Raw genomic sequence first — 16905 nt, 5'->3', positions numbered from 1 at the left:
CGCGTTGGACCTCGTCCGGGCGAGTTTGAGCAAGGAGGGCTTCGAACTCACCCACTCGATGATGCTCATCAACGGATTCCTCGGCGAGGTCGTGGGTCTGGAGAACGTCCTCGGGGAGTTCTCATACAACTTCGCCGTCTACGGCACTCCCGATGTCAGGGCTCCCTGGGGATGGCAGCTCTATGGACATCATTGCGCCGTCAACTGCCTCGTCGTCGAGGGACGGATGACGATAGCCCCGGTGTTTCACGGCGCTGAGCCAAACGAAATCGACGCGGGGCCGCACGCGGGCCTGCGATCCTTCGACGATCGCGTCGACGCCGGCACCGACCTCATCGCGTGCATGAGCGAGAATCAGCACGCCGAGGCGGTCATCTACGACGTGATCGTCGATCCTGCGATGCCCGAAGGGCGAATCCATCCCGGCGATGGGCGCCATCTGGCCGGGGCGTTTCAGGACAATCGGGTCATCCCCTACGAGGGGGTGCAGGTGGCCACGCTGGATGCGCGGGCACAGGAAGCGGTCGTCGACCTCGTCGCGACCTTCCTCAACATCCTGCCCGAGGGGCCGCGTCGCGCGAAGGTGCGCGAAGTCAGGGAACATCTGAACGAGTCGTATTTCAGTTGGATCGGTGGGACCGAGCCGGGAGATGTGTTCTACTACCGATTCCAGTCACCAGTACTCATCATCGAACTCGACCACCACTGCGGAGTGTTCCTCGACTACGACGTCCCCCAGCGCTTCCATGTGCACACGCTCATGCGCGTAACCAACGGCAACGACTACGGCCGCGCCTGGGTCCGCCAGTGGCAGCGTCGAACTGACGGTCGAGTCGAAAGCAACACCCGATGAGCACAATCTGAGGGTGTAGTCGGGATCGTAAGCTGGCCCCAGGGCCCGGACCGAAAGGAATATCGCCAACTATGAATACAATGAAGATCGCCGTCGTCGGGGCAGGAATCGCTGGAGTCACGACTGCCTACGGACTGGCGCGTCGGGGCGCGACGGTTACCTTGATCGACGATGCCGCCTCGGGGCAGGCGACAGCTGCCAGCGCCGGGATCATCGCTCCCTGGGTCTCGTCCTCGACCGGTGCCTTCTATGAAGCGTACTCAGCCGGCGGCAACTACTACCCGGAGTTCCTCGCAAGGCTCCATGACCTGGGGATTCCCGAACTGGGATACAGGCGCTCCGGCGCCCTGATGGTCTCGCGAGACGATACAGAACTCGACGCCGTCGAAGACCGGGTAGCCCAGCGCATTGCTGAGTCCGGTTCCGTCGCAGGAACGCTGGAGCGCGTAGACAGCACACAGGTCAACGAACTGTTTCCCGCCCTGTCCACCGAACTGACGGGTTTGTACGTCTCCGGCGGCGGACGGGTCGACGGCCGCGTTCTCCGGAATGCGACGTTGAGTGCCGCAGTCCTTCTAGGGGCCGAGCACTGCGAGGACGCAGTGATCGCGATCAATCCCCTCGGCGACACCGGATGGCGAGTGCAGACGATGCGCGGTCCGATCGACGTTGACTCTGTCGTCGTGGCAGCAGGGGCAAGAACTCCAGAACTGCTGCTTCCCCTCGATGTGAACTGCGCTGTGAGCCCCCAACGCGGACAGATCACGCATCTGAACCTTCGTGGAGTGAACACTTCACAATGGCCGACGGTCCACCCCTTCACACCCAACTACATGACCCCGTTCGATGATGGCAGGATCGCGGTCGGCGCAACCCGCGAGACCGGGAGCGGCTACGATCCCCGCGTCACCGCCGCAGGACAGATGCAGGTCCTCCGGGACGCGCTGGATTTGGCGCCCGGACTGGCCGATGCCACAGTCATCGAGACCCGAGTGGGCATTCGCCCTATGGGTGACGACAACCTGCCGATCGCCGGAGAAGTGCCGGACAGATCAGGCTTATGGACGATGACGGGCTACGGCGCGGGCGGGCTGACGCTCGGGCCGCTGCTGGGCGATGCCGTCGCCCGCAGCATCCTCGGAAACCCCGCACCGGAGCTGACGGCGTTTCCCACAGCCACGCCCATGTGAAGGAGTCTTCAGCACGGCCGGCTATGGGGCGTGCGCGGAGAAAAGCGGTCCGATCGGCCCACCTCACCCCTTGCGCATAATAAAGACCGTCACGGAGCTCCCAGCCAGGTCGATCCGCAGCTTTCCGTCGTCGCCCATCCCGCCGCTCGGAGTAGCCGACGAGCTGGTGGCACCCGCCCCAGCCGACGCGCTCGCCGATGCCCCCGAAGCCCCGTCCCCGCTGAACGGCACATCAGCCGGCAGCGGGTTCGCCGGCACAACCTGCGTAGCACTCTTCACATCGTTCGACTCCCCGTACACCTGCGACGCCGACGAAACACTGAACCCCGACGGCATCGACAGCGTCACGGGATTCCCACCCACCGAAGCCGCGTCGTTCGCATTGATCACCGTCGTCACCAGCGTGCGACCGTCGTTCTTGACCACGGTGTAGGCGCTCATATTCCCGCCGCCCGTAACGTCGGTCGAAGTGAACTCCCCACCGACGCTGGGTACGAGCAGCCGCAGCCCGAGCATGTTCGGTCGCACCTGGAACTCGTTCGATTGATCCCCGCGATCGGCCGGATCGCAGATGAGCGACATCGGCGCTCCCCCATTGCACGCCCCGAGCATCGAATGCATGGCCATCCGCTCGACCCCGAGCGTCGCCGCATACATCGTGTAGTCGGCAGCCCACAACGCCGAGGCGTTCGTCAGCGAGGTGTCATTCGTGCCCGGGCAGCTCGTCGGCCCGGTCTCTTCGAGCCACAGCGGCAAATCCGCATCGTCAGCCTTCGACTTCCCGATGCCGAGGTTCTTCTTCGCCGCCTCCTTCGCCAAAGGGTCGATGAGGTTCGCCGCCTGCGGGCCGCGACCGGGCACCGTCGAAGAGTCGCATTCGTAGAGCTGATACCAGTGCTGGGAGATCGCGGCCTTCTTCTTCACGTCCGAATCCGCGAAAGCCTCCATCCACGCGCCGTCGTAGACATCGGGACCGATGATCGGCGCATCGGGCCGCTTGGCATGGATCGCCTTCGCATACGCCTCAAGCTGCTCCACGTATTTGTCCTTGTTCCATCCCTTGCCTCGCACGGCACCGCTGGGCACATCCTTGACGGTGTACCCGTTCGGCTCATTGCCGATCGCCAGACCGACAAGAGAATCGCCGAGGATGTCGACCGCATGCGCGGCCATGTCCGCTCCGCGTTTCGGATCGTAGGTGCCCAGAGGAATGCCGATGGTGACGGACGAACCGGTGACGTCGACGAGCTTCTTCAGCCGTTTGAGGTCATCAGGGGTGACGGTGACCTTCTCACCGTGCTTCGGCTTCTCACCCTTGGACGTCCAGAACGTCCTCCGGTCGAGAGCATTGCCGCCGAAGCGCAGCGCCGGCGATCCGAGGGACTTCAACTGCTCGTCGAGGTTGGACTGCGCCGGATCGAGCCGAGGATCGGCGAGGTCAGTGGCTTCGAAAGAGATCCCGACATTGTCTGCCGTGAGGCCCGGACCCGTTTTGTCGGTGGACGCAGTCACCACCGCATCGTCTCCGGAGACCGCGCCGGCAAACGACTGCTCGAATTCGGTCGGAGTAGGACTCGGCTCCGGGGACTGGCTCGAGGACGACGAATCGTCCGAATCGAACCACGAGCACCCGGACAGAACGAGGGCGAGCGCCACCACACCGCCCTGGATGCTCCTTTTGAGGTTCACTCCGATAACTCTGCCCTGTCCCCACAGAATCAACAACTCCCACAGTGCCTTTCGAGACACCTCCCGCCCAAACAAGGCAAGACGTCCGCCTCCACCACGTCGACGTCCGAAGTCCGAATCCCCACCCGCCGAGGCGGCCGCCCCGCGCTCATGGCATCGTAAGGGTGGAGACCACGCCACCTGAGCCCACCCGAGGAGAGGAACCGCCATGCCCGACAGCATCGCCCGGCCCTCCCTCACCCCCGTCCGCGGTGCGCTCGGCCTCTCGGTGGCGATGGGCATGGGCCGATTCTTCTACACCCCGGCACTGCCGCTCATGGCCGCCGCCCTGCACTGGGGCTCCGCCCCCGGCGCGTGGATCGCCACGCTCAACTACGTCGGCTACTTCATCGGCACCCTCGTCATCGCCCAAGGTTGGGTCGAACCCAACCGCTTCGTCTACCGCCTCAACCTCATCGTCTCCACACTCGGCCTCGCCGCCGTCGCCCTGACCCCGAACCTCATCTGGCAAGGCGGCATCCGCACGATCGCCGGCATCGCCTCGGGGCTGATCTTCGTGTGCGTGACCCAACGGATCCCCGCGAATTCCCGCAAACCACGCGACGGCGGCGTCTCCTACGGCGGAGTCGGCTTCGGCATCCTCGTCTCCGGAGCAATCGTGCTCGCCGCCGGCAGCTTCGCCGACTGGCGCCAACTGTGGCTCATCTGCGCGGCCGTGTCCGCGGTCTTCACCATCATCGCCTGGACCTGGCCGATCGCCGCCCGGGTCCCACAGACCACCACCGCCGAGGCGGTCGCCCCGACCGAGACCAACACCGATCACTCCCCCACCGAGGAGGCCACCCCCTTCGAGGCCAATCGTCGCCGAGCCATGGCCATCCTCTCCACCGGCTACTTCTTCCAGGGCGGCGGCTACATCATCATCGGCACCTACCTCGTTGTGCTGGCCGGTCCCGTCTTCGGAGCAACCGCGGCTGCCTCGACGTGGCTCATCGCCGGGATCGCAACAGCGGCGTCTCCCCTGACCTGGTCAGCGGTCGCCGCCCGCATCGGCACAGTCAAGGCACTGACCGTCTGCTATTGCCTCCAGGTCTTCGGTGCCCTGCTCGCAGTCTTCGGATCCTCACCGATCGTCCTCATCATCGCCGCTGCCCTCTTCGGCTTCACCTTCATCGGCGTGGTCATGATGACGATCGGCGTCGGCACGCAGATGGGCGTCGCGAACGCCTCGGCGAAGCTGACCTCTTGGTACAGCATCGGTCAGATCGTCGGACCGGCCATCGTCGCGGCGGCCCTGAGCGAGCACATCGCCGCCGCGTTCATCGCCTCAGCGATCGCTCTGGCCATTGCCATGGCGCTGACCTTGGTCGGCGTCCTCGCCGGCAACGTCGAACGCTGATGCGAGTCAGGGTGGCACAGAAGCGCCTGCCCGTGTAAGACTACGTAGGCGATTGCTCTTTCAATGATCGCTCGATCTGCGAATTGGCACACCGACTACGACAGCCTCCCCTGCAGGAGCGCGGAGGAACCGAAGGAGCTATCCCCCATGACAGAAACTCCTGGGATCACAGGTCATTGGGACATCGACCCCTCACATTCTCGACTGGGATTCTCCACACGCCACGCCATGGTCTCGCGTGTGCGCGGAGCGTTCAACGATGTGTCAGGTTCCGCCGACATCGCCGACGACCTTGCCGATTCAAAGGCCGAGGTCATCATCCAGACCGCCAGCGTCGACACCCGCAGCCAAGGCCGCGACGAGCACCTGCGCTCGGCGGACTTCTTCGACGTGGAGACCTACCCGGAGATCCGATTCGTCTCCTCGGCCATCGACGAGGTCGACGAAGGCTCCTACATCGTCACCGGTGAGCTGACGATCCGTGACATGACGAAGACCGTGTCGGTTCCGCTCGAGCTCATCGGCGTCGAGACCGATCCCTACGGCGAGCTGCGCGCCGGCCTCGAGGGCTCGCGTCGCATCGACCGCAAGGACTGGGGCGTCACCTGGAATACGAAGCTCGATTCCGGTGGCGTCCTCGTCAGCGACAAGATCACGCTCGAATTCGAGCTCTCCCTCATCAAGAATGCCGCCGAGGCGGCCCCCGCCGATTCGTCCGAAACCGCGGTTGAGAACGAAGCCTCCACCGAGGCCCGGGCACCTTCCACCGAGGCGACCTCCGCCCCCGAAGCTGGCTCCGCAGCCCCGCAGACCACAGCGCCCGTGACCAATGCCCCGGAGAACTCCGCTGACGCCCCGGTCCAGGAGACACCGGAAGCACCTGAGGTGCCGAACGCTCCGAAGCCAGAAGCCGCCGAGTCGGCTCCCGCACCGGAAGCCCCTCAGCCGGTCCCCGAAGCTCCGGAGTCGGTGACCCCGACCCCGGCAGCCGACGAGACCGAGACGGCTCCTCCCGCGCCGAAGGCCCCGGAGAGCGCAGCATCAGTGGCCCCGAAGGCAGAGTCCGCCGGCACGGAGTTCCCTCCCCCGCCGCCGGTCAAGCCCGCCGAAGCTTCTGCTGACAAGCCGTCGGAAAAGGCTCCCGAATCCAAGAAGTCGGACGGCCAGTCATCCGGAAGCGCGTTCGGAAAGATCTTCGGCCTCCGCTGAAACCAAATGAACTCGACCGAGTAGCTGTTAGCTGCTCGGTCGAGTTGTTTTATGTGTTGAATGAGCGCATTACCGGCAACGCAGTCACTCACATTCCAACGAATTGATAACCGTTGCCCTCCACCCCGGCCAGAGGCATTCTCGCTCACGAGTAACCAGTTACGATAAGTCGTCTGCTTCGGTCAGAGTCGAATCGGGGTCCCGTGAAGCATCGCTCACCTCTGTTGAGGTCCTTGCTGTGGCAAGTGAATATAAGACGCTCCTTTGTCGCGGTGGTGTTAGTTTTTGCCCTCGTCGCTCTTTCGGGTTGCTCTACAGTCGAGAAGCCACCGCAGACCGGTGACTCGACCGGATCCTCCGCTGACCCCATCGAGGAGGTCAATCCGGCAGCCGTTGACGAACCAGCGCCCGAGGCGGTGTCTGAGGATCTGGACCCATACTCGACGGAGGACGAGCAGCTCATCTACTACGGCGAAGTGCTCGCCTTTCGCTATGGAACCGACGTGGAACCTGATGAGTGGCTGTCGCTCGCAGAGAAGGAATGTGACTCCTATTCTGAAGCGGGCAGCACTCGTGTCTATGGTCCGGAATCCGCCGAGATCCTCGCCGAGGATCCGCGATCCCGCCTTCTGCTCGAGTCCTTCGTATTTTTGGTGATCGGTTCGTACTGGTGCGGAGTCGACGATTACGGCACGAACTTCGAAAGGTACGGCTCGGAAGCACAGCTGATCTCTTTGGCTTTTCTGGAAACGGTCAATGCCATCGGATCTACCTTGTCGGCTGCGGATTTCTCGGACTACTACGACAATCAGCTGTTCATCACTCGGTACGATTTCGATACACCGCCGGAGTCCGACGGGTCAGATCCATCGGCGCCGGACGCTCCCGACCCGTATGACAGTTCAGACGCGTTCGAGGGCGAAGCACCCGAGTACGGCAGTTCCGACCCCAACTACCCATACCCGGGTCCGTACAACGAGTATCAGGGGAACTCTGGCGGACCAACTCAGTGCAACGATGGCACCGTTTCCAATTCGTCCGGCCAAGGGACTTGCAGTTGGCACGGTGGAGAGCGCTGAAGATTCCTCCCGCGGCTATTATTGGGACCAGCACCATGTGACCTGACAGAGGAAGTGGGACTGCCATGGCCAAGCTGACGAAGATGGTTTCCGCCATCGGTTCTCTCAAGGACCTCAACTCCGCCCGTGCGGAGTTCGATGATGCGTCGAAGACCATCCACGCCGAGGCTGCCTTCCCGCCAGAAGACATCCGCCCGGCTGCTGGCGATTCCCGCACCCTGATGCTTCGGGTGACAAATCCCGGAGACCTCACCGAGGCGGCCCCACAGTCATCGAGCCAAGGGGACACGTTCGCGGTCATCCATGTTCCCGCCGCCGGCGACTTCGCAGCAGGACTCGTCCTTAATCCCTCCACTCAGATCGAGGCAGGTCAGACTTTCGCGACCATTGCCGACGAGGGCGGGTGGCCGGTCGTCGTCGCCATGGTGGAGGAGTTCCTCGGCATCCGCATTGATCACATCGCACAGCTGGAAGCAGACGCGCTCGGGCGCGTCATCGACGAGCTAGGCGGTCTGCAGGTCTACAGCCGTACTGCATTCAGCGCGGACGGCACCGACTTCGTCGAGGGTACGAACAACCTCGACGGAACGACATCAGCGATTTTCACTTCAGTGAATCCAGTCGATGATGCCGGCCAGACGCGAACCCGTAATCAGCGGGCGGTGGTGCGAGCTCTCGTTCAGGGGCTGAAGTCAGGCGGCTTGGTCAAGGATCCCAACAAGGGCGCTGCTGTGCTTGGACATTTCGCGTCGGGCATTCAGCACAACGCGGAGCTCACGACGGGTGAACTCGTCAAGATCGCCAACAGCCTCCGGACCCTGCAGACAGACGACATCGCAGTGGTCACCGTGCCCACGAACTCACGTCGCGAGGACAACGGCACAGTCATCATCGATTTCGACCCCGAGGCGGTACCCGCGCTCAAGAACGCTTTGGCCAGCAACGACCTCGCAGACTTCTTCCGATACCTCGTCTCGTTGGGATATTAAGAGAGTACGTCGATCTATCCGCGCAACGACTCCCCTGGCATTGCCGCCGCACTGGTCGTCGCATAACCGAGGTCGAGGGATCCTCGCCGTTCCCAGTATTCAGTTGCAGAATCCAAGATAGTGATGAAGCAACGAGAGGCTCTGGACCATGATTCGGTAGTTACCGTGCGCAAAGACCGGACTCCCAGACTGACTCGATCGCCTGGCCGAAGCCCGTACACAGCCCAGTAGCTGGTGTCAGAGTCGAACCCGACCTTGTGCCCGACAAGAGTCTTCCCATTCACCTCGACTTCAAAGCGCATATAGTCAGTGCCTCTTGAGTTGACGTAGTTGCTACGCAGGCTGAAGGTGAGGACGCTGGAACTCTCGTCAGACAAAGTCACTACTCGTCTGGCGAATGCTCCCGCTCCTAACTCTTCGGCTGGAATCTTGATTTCGCCTCGCGGGCAGTCGACAGTGTGGTTGTTGGATTCCATCGACAGTGGCCCGGCCGACAGAGGATGGCCATGGTTGTTGCCTGCTCGTCCGATCCAGGGTGGAGCCGCGGCTGCTCGTGACTTGGCTTCGGTGAGCGACTTACGGAGAATAGTGCTCTGCTTGTAGAGGTTGTTCCTGTTATTGATTCCAGGAAAATTCAGCTCGGGCCAGTTGCGGTCGATAAGCTCGGTGAACATGATCCCGGACCGTCGTTCGTCTTCAGATCCGGCGAGCCCGAGTTCGACGATGGCCCGCATGTTCATCGGCGAGATCGAGTCGAATGCCGGGTCGGTCTCGTTATAAATCTCGGCCAGCCACCGCCCCATCCGGATCTCCCAATAGAACATGTCTGAGGCCACGAAGTCGTGCAGCGCATTCGGATAGCCAAACTGCTTCAGTGTCTCATCGAGCTTCGCTTCGTAGTCTTTGAGTTCCTCGTCGTCGAGGTTGACGCTCTTCAACCGTGAGGACATCAGGCCCTTGACCAGATCGATCGGATCCCTCTGCTTGGTTGACCCGTAGTACGAACGGATCGTCTCCTGGGTGTTACCCCTGAAGTGCAGCCCCGTGCTGTTTCCGAAATTCTCAACATAGCGGGCAACGAGCCAACGACCGTGTTCGACAAGCGAGTTCTTGTCAGCCATGGCTTTGTCTTCTTCGGTGAACTTTGCGCCTTCCCCGTGCACGATCGGCACGTGGTTGACGTGCGCAAGCGCAAGTACCTGCTGGGAGAGGTCACGATCCATCTGCATGGCCTGCGCCCAATTGCCAGTCCCATTGTTTGTGAAATAGGTGAATGCATCGACCTTGCCCTTGTGCTCACGCAGTGCGGCTAAAACCACTCTCGAGTCGAGTCCTCCGGACAATGACACGAAGAAGCGGTCGGTGCTCTGGGCGAATGCACTCATCTGCCCCAACCACAGGCGGTTGATCTCCGACACTCTCTCGTCAAAACTCAAATTGGTGAAGCGATTGCGTTCTCGCGGGTAGTAGCGGAAAGTGCGTTTCGACTCGAGCTCAAGCATATGGTTCGGCAGGAGTGCTCGGATCCCAGGAAAAGGTGTCTCGTCCCAGGCGAAAGACAGAGGCAGCGTTGCCCAGGATCGCGTAGCCTTCAACTCACTAGAGTCACGCGGCTCGACTCCGATAAGTGATGCGAGCAGATGTGCATGTGTGGAGAAGGCTAGGCGGTTCATGTCGTAGTAAATCGTGCGAGTGCCGTGTGCATCGTGGAACACGCGATAGAGGCCGTCGACTTCGACAATGATCGCGAAGCGCCCGCCAAGGTAGTCCAGCGCGTCAAGGAAGTGCTTCTGGCTTGAGGTCAGTTCCACGAGCAGAGACTCGGCGATCGCCTGCAAATCAGCAGTCACCTCGACCAGATCCGAACCAGGTGGGACGAATGCTGCTGTCCCAACGACCAGAACGGCAGCTGATTCTGACCGAGCCACGGCCGGCGCTCGCTCACTGTCGAACCACATGAACAGCTCGCCAAAGCTGAGTTGCTGAAACCGCTGCGGAGGACCTTCCCACCCAAATGCATTCACCGATTGGTGATAAGCAATAAACCCGCGCGGGAACAAATACGAACCTAATACCATAGCCGCATTGTATATGCTTCTCAGCGGCCTAAACTACGGTCGGCTCCCGAAACAATGCCGAGCCCCAAATGTTACTAAAACATTCATCCGATGTTAGTTCAAACTAACACCAGCTACAAATGTTTGCAATTCCGCCCGTTCGAATAGCCCAACGCCCACTCGAGCCGCTCCGCTTAGATACCGCCCCATGCCCAAATAGCAAGATGGCTACAACCGCCAACGCCCTCAGACCTAAAAGCAGACGGCACCACTGCTGCAGCACTGCGAAACACTATAACCAGAATGACACATTAGCAGAAGCTACTCATAATCAAGTACACAAAAAGCGAGATATCGTGAAGCAAAACTAATGCCCAAGCACAAAAGCAACGCCTACACAGCATGCTGCAGCCCAAGCCTAGACCGTGCGCCGGCAGAATTCCTCGAAACGCTCGCTTCGAGCCAGGCGAACAACAGCCGTCGGGAAACCGCAGGCAGGTTAACAGAATAAGAAAAACAGCGAGTCGCCCCGCTCAGTATGGAGCCCAAAAATATTGATGACCACAGGCACAGGGTCAATCGATCAAACTCTCCACCTATCAGAGAATAGGGCTACTTTACCGCAATACTCAAATTGCCATAAATGGTCGAATATACCCGTAACCCGCTTTCGGAAATGCCAGAGAATTCGGAGGCGCATTTAAGTCGCTCCCTGAACAAATTTCCCCCACCTGAAATATCCAGAGAGAAATCTAATGGACCAGGCCCACAACGGGTCAAACGCTCCATTGGAACATCTACGGAAAAATAACCAACTTCGTCAACGAACCGCACGTCGTTGACTCGCATACGGGAATAGATCAATGAGTTATCACGATTTAACCAACTTAGGAATAGAGCACACGGGCCGGGCACCGCGCCCACCACTTCACCATAGAATCGAACAGAGTCATCACCCGTAAATAGCACCTGACGAATGGACGCTTTGGGAGCCTCCGCAGGAACATCGGACTTCCTACGCCAAGCCTCGGCTATTTCGTCCATCCAAAGCTTCATGACAACGCTATCCGAAAAAGCTTTCGAACGAAGCACGGCCGCCTCCTGCATCCGAGCAAGTTCTCCGTCCCTCATGGACGCAACTCTATGAATCGCGGCAGCTAACCCATGAACGTCACCCGAGGGAACTAAGAATCCGTCCACGCCGTCAGTGATAACGTCAGACGGACCGTATTTAATATCATAAGCAATTGGAATGCATCCGGCCGCCATTGATTCCACTAACACCAATCCGAAACCCTCGAATTTTGACGACAGTACACTAAATCTCGCGTTACGGAATTTACCGGCAGCTGAGGAGTTATACCCTTTTAAGCTAACAGCTCCGGCCCCATCAATGCCGTCAATCAATCGCTCAAGATTGGCACGTTGACCGCCGTCCCCATAAATATCGAGATGAAGTCCGGGGCAATGATGGCTTGCCCATACAGTCGCACGAACTGCATCTTCGACCCTCTTAGGGGAGGTCAGACGGGATATCATCACGCCCTGTCCACTTGGGCGATCTTCAGAACCACTCAGCTCCTGCGTCGATCGAGAATTGGGGATGACTCGTAGGCTGTTCCCAACCAGATCAGCTGACGCTACATCGTCTCTTTGCGATTCAGTAAGGACTGTCACTAGGTCAAATGCATCTGCGTTCTTCATAATCGGCCCTTTGCCCCGTGACAGGGGGCCAAACGCATCGTTCGCACCCGATTCCAAATGTGTACTATGCACAACTTGAGCTACAACCACGTTCGGGCGTTTATAGTTGTGAACAAAACCGCCAACGAACTGAGAATCACTGATCAACGCAGCCGTTCTAGATCCGATTACGCAATCCAACCACGCGAAATAGAACTCGGATGGGCGAGTCCACTGGCCCACCAGAGTACCGTTCCTCGCGTATAAGGAAATTCGTCGACCACCCACCGAGCCTTCCCTGTGGGTGTCACGTCTGTCTATGGCCCACAGAGTTCCATCGGAGCGATAGCGGTCGAGTTGAAGCAACGATCCGTCTCCGCCCTTCCGAACATGCAACGTTCCTCCCTCTTCAAATGAGACAGGGGTATCCTCAACAGTTTCTTCATCCGAGGACTCGTAGCCCATTAACGCAGTGTCAGATAGCTCGCCGATCTCATGCCACACATTCCTTAGACGAACATTCGACTCGCCTAAATAGCCGCGCTCCTCCAAACGGGCAACCGCGTGAGGTAAATCCATATCAGCGTCCAACGTAAGCACGTCTATTCGCTTCTCCCCTAAATTGGCGAACGAGCGTGCTCGATGAAGCAATACATTAGTCATGCCGCCGAAGTTCTCCGGAATTGAGTACGTAAGCATGTATATGTCCAAAGGAACTTTGCGAGGGACCGCAGCCGCTACTGGGCTTGACGATACTTTAGGCTTGAACTTCCAGATCTTCTTCACGGATTTCGAATCCTCCCCAGGCTCAGATTGCGAGTCGACCGCATTTCACTCACCCCGAAATATCTCTGAGATGGGCAACGCCTCATAAAGCCTGTTTGTTGCGGCACCGTCGTCAAACGGAGCGAATCGATGCTTAAACTCTTTCCTCTTACGCAGATATCTCCACTGGGTGAGAGTAAGATTTTGAAGTGCGTCTACTACTCCGCGAGTAGTCTTCACAACCGGACCCGGTGCAGCTTCGATGAGGTCGAAATAGAACCCCCGAATATCGTCTCGGTAGGCATCGATATCGGGAGCCAAATAGACAATCTGCTTGCCCGTAACCGAGAAGTCAAACATCACCGACGAGTAGTCAGTGACGAGCGCGTCGGCGGCCAAATAGAGGTCATTTACCAACGGGTAGTCGGTTACATCAACGACATTAAGGCCCGCCGTTGTCCTTTCCGCCGCAATATTGTGGTGCCCTCTGAGCAGGACTGTCCATTCCTTACCCAACTGCTTGTTGAATGCATCAAAGTCCAAATACGTGACCATCGCATATTGACTCGAAGATGACTTTGCATTATCTCGCCATGTGGGCGCATACAATACGACCTTCTCCTCAGTTCCAATGCCAAGATGACGTCGGACTTTCTCACGCGTAGCCAGTGCATCGGACCCATTGAGAGAATCGTTACGAGGGTAGCCATCGTAGAACAAAGGTCCATCGTATCGAAACGCGTTAGCCAGAGTTTTAGCGGATGCTTCATTCTGTCCGATCAAGAGATCCCAATATTTAGCCTCTCGCGCCATAAGAGCCCAATACGACAACGAGAAGTTATTGGAATCAACGTCAAACACCAGTCGCTTCAGTGGGGTGCCGTGCCACGTCTGCAGATAGTATTGTCCAGCTCGTTTACGGTAGTAGTGTGGAAAGTTGTTGTTGTTTATTAATAGTCGTGCGCTACTGAGCAATTGATACCAGCGTCTGGTTCCAATGACGACAGACTCGTGTCCTTCTGGTACCGGGACGGATTCGTCAACGACCCCCCAATAGATTGGAAGGTCGGGCTTCTCCTTATGAAGTCGGTTAACAACTTCCAGGACGGTGTCAGTCACTCGGCGTCCGCCGAAGCACGTAGCTAGCACGAATTCACCGTCAGCTTCCACTGACAGATCCACGTTGGGCCCAGTGAAGTATTCGAGTTGCAGCTCACGTTGACCAAACCTTGAGGCTTCCCGTTCGGAAAGGTTCGGTCGGACGTGAATTTTTACCGCGCCTTGCCGGGTGGTTCGCGAAACTTCGACGCTAGCTCGATAACCTTCGGCTCTGTAGGGAAGCTCGCTGCTGAATCGCCTCCCCGCTAATATCCAATGGCTACGGCTGGGGTCATCACCCTCGTGGCGCAAGTACCTGAGGCTGTAGGCGCCCGACTCAATAGGACCTTCCGTTTCTCTCCAGACCGACGCTTTCAGATCAAATTTCACTCTAAACTCGGCAGCTGGCTTGTCTGACTTGGCGACGAGCTCGCTATAAGTGGCAGTTATCGATCCACGCGCATTGGAAAGCACGAGGATGGGAGGGCGGCCGCTGTCAAGGTCACAAGATCCAAATACCTCCAGCTGTTGACCGTCTGACGAAACTACTACCCGATCGACAAGTATGCGCCAGCGCCGTTCGACGAGTTTCACATACCCAAAGCCAGTGAGCCTGACAGTCAGTGAAGCGGCCGGATCAATTCGTGCCTCCAGCGCCTTCGCGTCATAAGCCCACGACAATGGATGATATTCATTTCCAGCGAGTACTGCCCTGATCGACCAATCCCACTCCCCTTTGGCCCGCGAGTCGTGGGTGACTGTCGGCAGCTCCACACTATAGGTGGCTACACCGTCGTCAAATGCAACTAGGGCGCCTTGCGTCGTTGTCTTTGTTGCGGAACATGAAGCTTCGATGCCAATCGGAATGGAACCACCGCCGGCTGCGATTCGTATAGTCAACACCCGACCCTCGATGTCGGCATTGTGGACCACGTATTTTGGCCGATCGAACTTGACCTCCAAACCTTCATCCGAAGAAAATCGAGGCACTAGCCGCACACCCGATTGAAGTTCAGCAAAATCAAGATTCGCTGCACTCCCGGATCTATCGCGCCAAGCAAAACCGTCCTGGACGGTGCCAGCCTTGTTTTCAATGAGGACCTCGATCTTCCACGTGTAGCTACCGAGAAGAGAATCGAAGTTCGCATCAGGAAATTGCGATAGCGCTATGTCCGATTCGAAGCCCATAGCTGCATAACTGAGATTGCGGTCATTGCTAATTGAATCGATACGCGGATTATCGACACTACGAATCGGGAAGTCAGTAAATGCACCAGTAATTGTATTCACAACTCGAACACAAGTCCTCTGGTCATGAATATCAATATCCAGTCCCTCAATATAGGCGTATCCGGAAATCCGCAACACTGACGGATCCGTCCATTGATAGTCGAATATTCCCGCCTTCAACTCAAGTTCAGATTTCTGGCAGGCAAGGATATCCTTCGGAATTGGGGATTGAAGATCCTCAAGATAATTTGGCGCTGCGAAAAGATGTCCGTCGGATACTTCTATTAGATATTTCGACCCTAGTTCGCTTCGATTGAATGACACCGCTTCACAGTCGGCTCTATTATTTTCCTTAATTAAATGGATCAACACTCTGTCATGCAATGAGAGGGAGTCCAAGATTCCATCTCTTTGGATTGACGCATATTGCCCGTCGATGAATTCTGAAAGCGTGTTCCAATATTCAGCGCTTGCTCTCGGGACCAACTGGTAGTACGGAGACATCAGTGCCCCGAACGAATAGATGCGCCACCCGTTTATTAATTCCTCGTCACCGACGGCCACCAACGCGTCTATACCATGTTCAATCATGCTCATTGTGCTAGCAAGAACATCTGGATTGTTCCGCTGACGCCTAACTGCAGCATTTTCTGTCGGGAAGAAGGTTGATAGAACAATCTCCTTCGATACCAGGTATTCTTTAGCCCATGCGGATGCGACCAAAGACGTCTGAATCAATTCGTCAAGGTTTCGCTCAACGCAAAAATCGACAACTTCTCTAAGGAATGTCGTTCTAAAGATTTTGTTCCCAAGCCCGAAGTCCCCGAAGGCTTCGTTCTCATAGAAGTCGATGACCTGAGCTCTTTTATGCGTGGGAGCAAGTAGAGGCGAACTATTGTCCCCGGTCTCCGCCACATGACGAATATTTCCCGAACCGAAAAGAACCTGCTCGTGCGTTACACGCGATAGCAGATCGTTAACGCCCTTCAGCTCAAGAGCTTCCCACTCTGGCGAGATGAGGACGAATTCCGTTGTCACACTATGGAGCAACTTTTGCAACAGTCGTGTTTGAGACTCTGTCTCATCGGTCACGATTTTCCTTGCATGCAAAAAAGGGAGTCTCCAGGCTAGCGGTAGCGGTTCCGCCGTTTCGTAGCCGCCATTGGCCGCGTCTGCGGAAGCGTCGTAGCGTGGATTTCCGTGCGTAGGCACGATAGGCGATGGCATCACACATTTTGCGGATACTCGTGATCCGCCGAACAGATGTCGGAGATCGTCAGCCGTTGGACTTTGGGTTAACACCACTGTCAGTTCATCACCAAGGACGCCGTCTGGGCGTCCCGGGAGAGCTACCCGCGCTCGCCCACTTGTTTCCTCGTGGCTTGTAGCCGTTGTCACCGTCGCATCGTCGGCGATTTCCACCGGCTCGTTCGTTTCATCTGCCCGCACAACATTCGAGGAACTCCTCCGCTCCTCGGCCTTCTTCCTCGACATTCTCATCAAGGTTCGCAGCATCCCAGGCGTCTCTGGTTCTGAACTCAAGTTTTTCTCCTGGAAAGGATCAGTCAAAACAAAATTAGTATATCGTTCACCTTATGGTGGCACCGTCCGCCGCGTCGTACTGTGTTCCAGGTCTCCAGTAAACTGGTGAGCGAAAAATTTGC

The 16905-nt window shown here is 58.0% G+C and carries 10 protein-coding genes; 6 read left to right on the top strand and 4 right to left on the bottom strand.

Features of this window, described 5'->3' with window-relative positions:
* Nucleotides 1-4: 4 nt before the first annotated feature.
* Both ACVZTU_RS03010 and ACVZTU_RS03005 read left to right on the top strand, forming a co-directional pair.
* The gene (locus ACVZTU_RS03010; RefSeq protein WP_482401370.1) at nt 5-853 is read left to right on the top strand and encodes a DUF3500 domain-containing protein; all 849 of its coding nucleotides are present in this window, start codon (nt 5-7) and stop codon (nt 851-853) included.
* A gap of 71 nt (nt 854-924) precedes the next feature.
* Entirely contained in the window at nt 925-2043 is a 1119-nt protein-coding gene (locus tag ACVZTU_RS03005; protein WP_482401369.1) for an NAD(P)/FAD-dependent oxidoreductase, read from the top strand.
* A gap of 63 nt (nt 2044-2106) precedes the next feature.
* On the opposite strand, the gene ACVZTU_RS03000 is transcribed toward ACVZTU_RS03005, so the two are convergent.
* The gene (locus ACVZTU_RS03000) at nt 2107-3732 is read right to left on the bottom strand and encodes a hypothetical protein (protein WP_482401368.1); all 1626 of its coding nucleotides are present in this window, start codon (nt 3730-3732) and stop codon (nt 2107-2109) included.
* A 208-nt stretch (nt 3733-3940) separates the two neighbouring features.
* On the opposite strand from ACVZTU_RS03000, the gene ACVZTU_RS02995 reads away from it, so the two are divergent.
* The 4 genes from ACVZTU_RS02995 (at nt 3941) to ACVZTU_RS02980 (ending at nt 8408) form a co-directional block, all read left to right on the top strand.
* Complete coding sequence (locus ACVZTU_RS02995) at nt 3941-5131, top strand: YbfB/YjiJ family MFS transporter (RefSeq protein WP_482401367.1); 1191 nt, start codon at nt 3941-3943, stop codon at nt 5129-5131.
* 147 nt (nt 5132-5278) lie between these two features.
* The gene (locus tag ACVZTU_RS02990; RefSeq protein WP_482401366.1) at nt 5279-6340 is read left to right on the top strand and encodes a YceI family protein; all 1062 of its coding nucleotides are present in this window, start codon (nt 5279-5281) and stop codon (nt 6338-6340) included.
* 203 nt (nt 6341-6543) lie between these two features.
* Nucleotides 6544-7419: a hypothetical protein gene (locus ACVZTU_RS02985; RefSeq protein WP_482401365.1), complete on the top strand. Its 876-nt coding sequence runs from the start codon at nt 6544-6546 to the stop codon at nt 7417-7419.
* Between the two features lie 65 nt (nt 7420-7484).
* The gene (locus ACVZTU_RS02980; protein ID WP_482401364.1) at nt 7485-8408 is read left to right on the top strand and encodes an LCP family protein; all 924 of its coding nucleotides are present in this window, start codon (nt 7485-7487) and stop codon (nt 8406-8408) included.
* A 14-nt stretch (nt 8409-8422) separates the two neighbouring features.
* On the opposite strand, the gene ACVZTU_RS02975 is transcribed toward ACVZTU_RS02980, so the two are convergent.
* From ACVZTU_RS02975 to ACVZTU_RS02965, 3 genes are all read right to left on the bottom strand, one after another.
* Nucleotides 8423-10486: a hypothetical protein gene (locus ACVZTU_RS02975; protein WP_482401363.1), complete on the bottom strand. Its 2064-nt coding sequence runs from the start codon at nt 10484-10486 to the stop codon at nt 8423-8425.
* 591 nt (nt 10487-11077) lie between these two features.
* Complete coding sequence (locus ACVZTU_RS02970; RefSeq protein ID WP_482401362.1) at nt 11078-12934, bottom strand: glycosyltransferase; 1857 nt, start codon at nt 12932-12934, stop codon at nt 11078-11080.
* Nucleotides 12935-12979: 45 nt separating this feature from the next.
* A complete protein-coding gene (locus tag ACVZTU_RS02965; RefSeq protein WP_482401361.1) occupies nt 12980-16810 on the bottom strand; it encodes a CDP-glycerol glycerophosphotransferase family protein in 3831 nt (1276 codons plus the stop codon).
* Between the last annotated feature and the right edge of the window lie 95 nt (nt 16811-16905).

This window comes from Brevibacterium sp. OS20, assembly GCF_056837565.1.
This window is presented reverse-complemented; position numbering and strand designations above follow the sequence as displayed.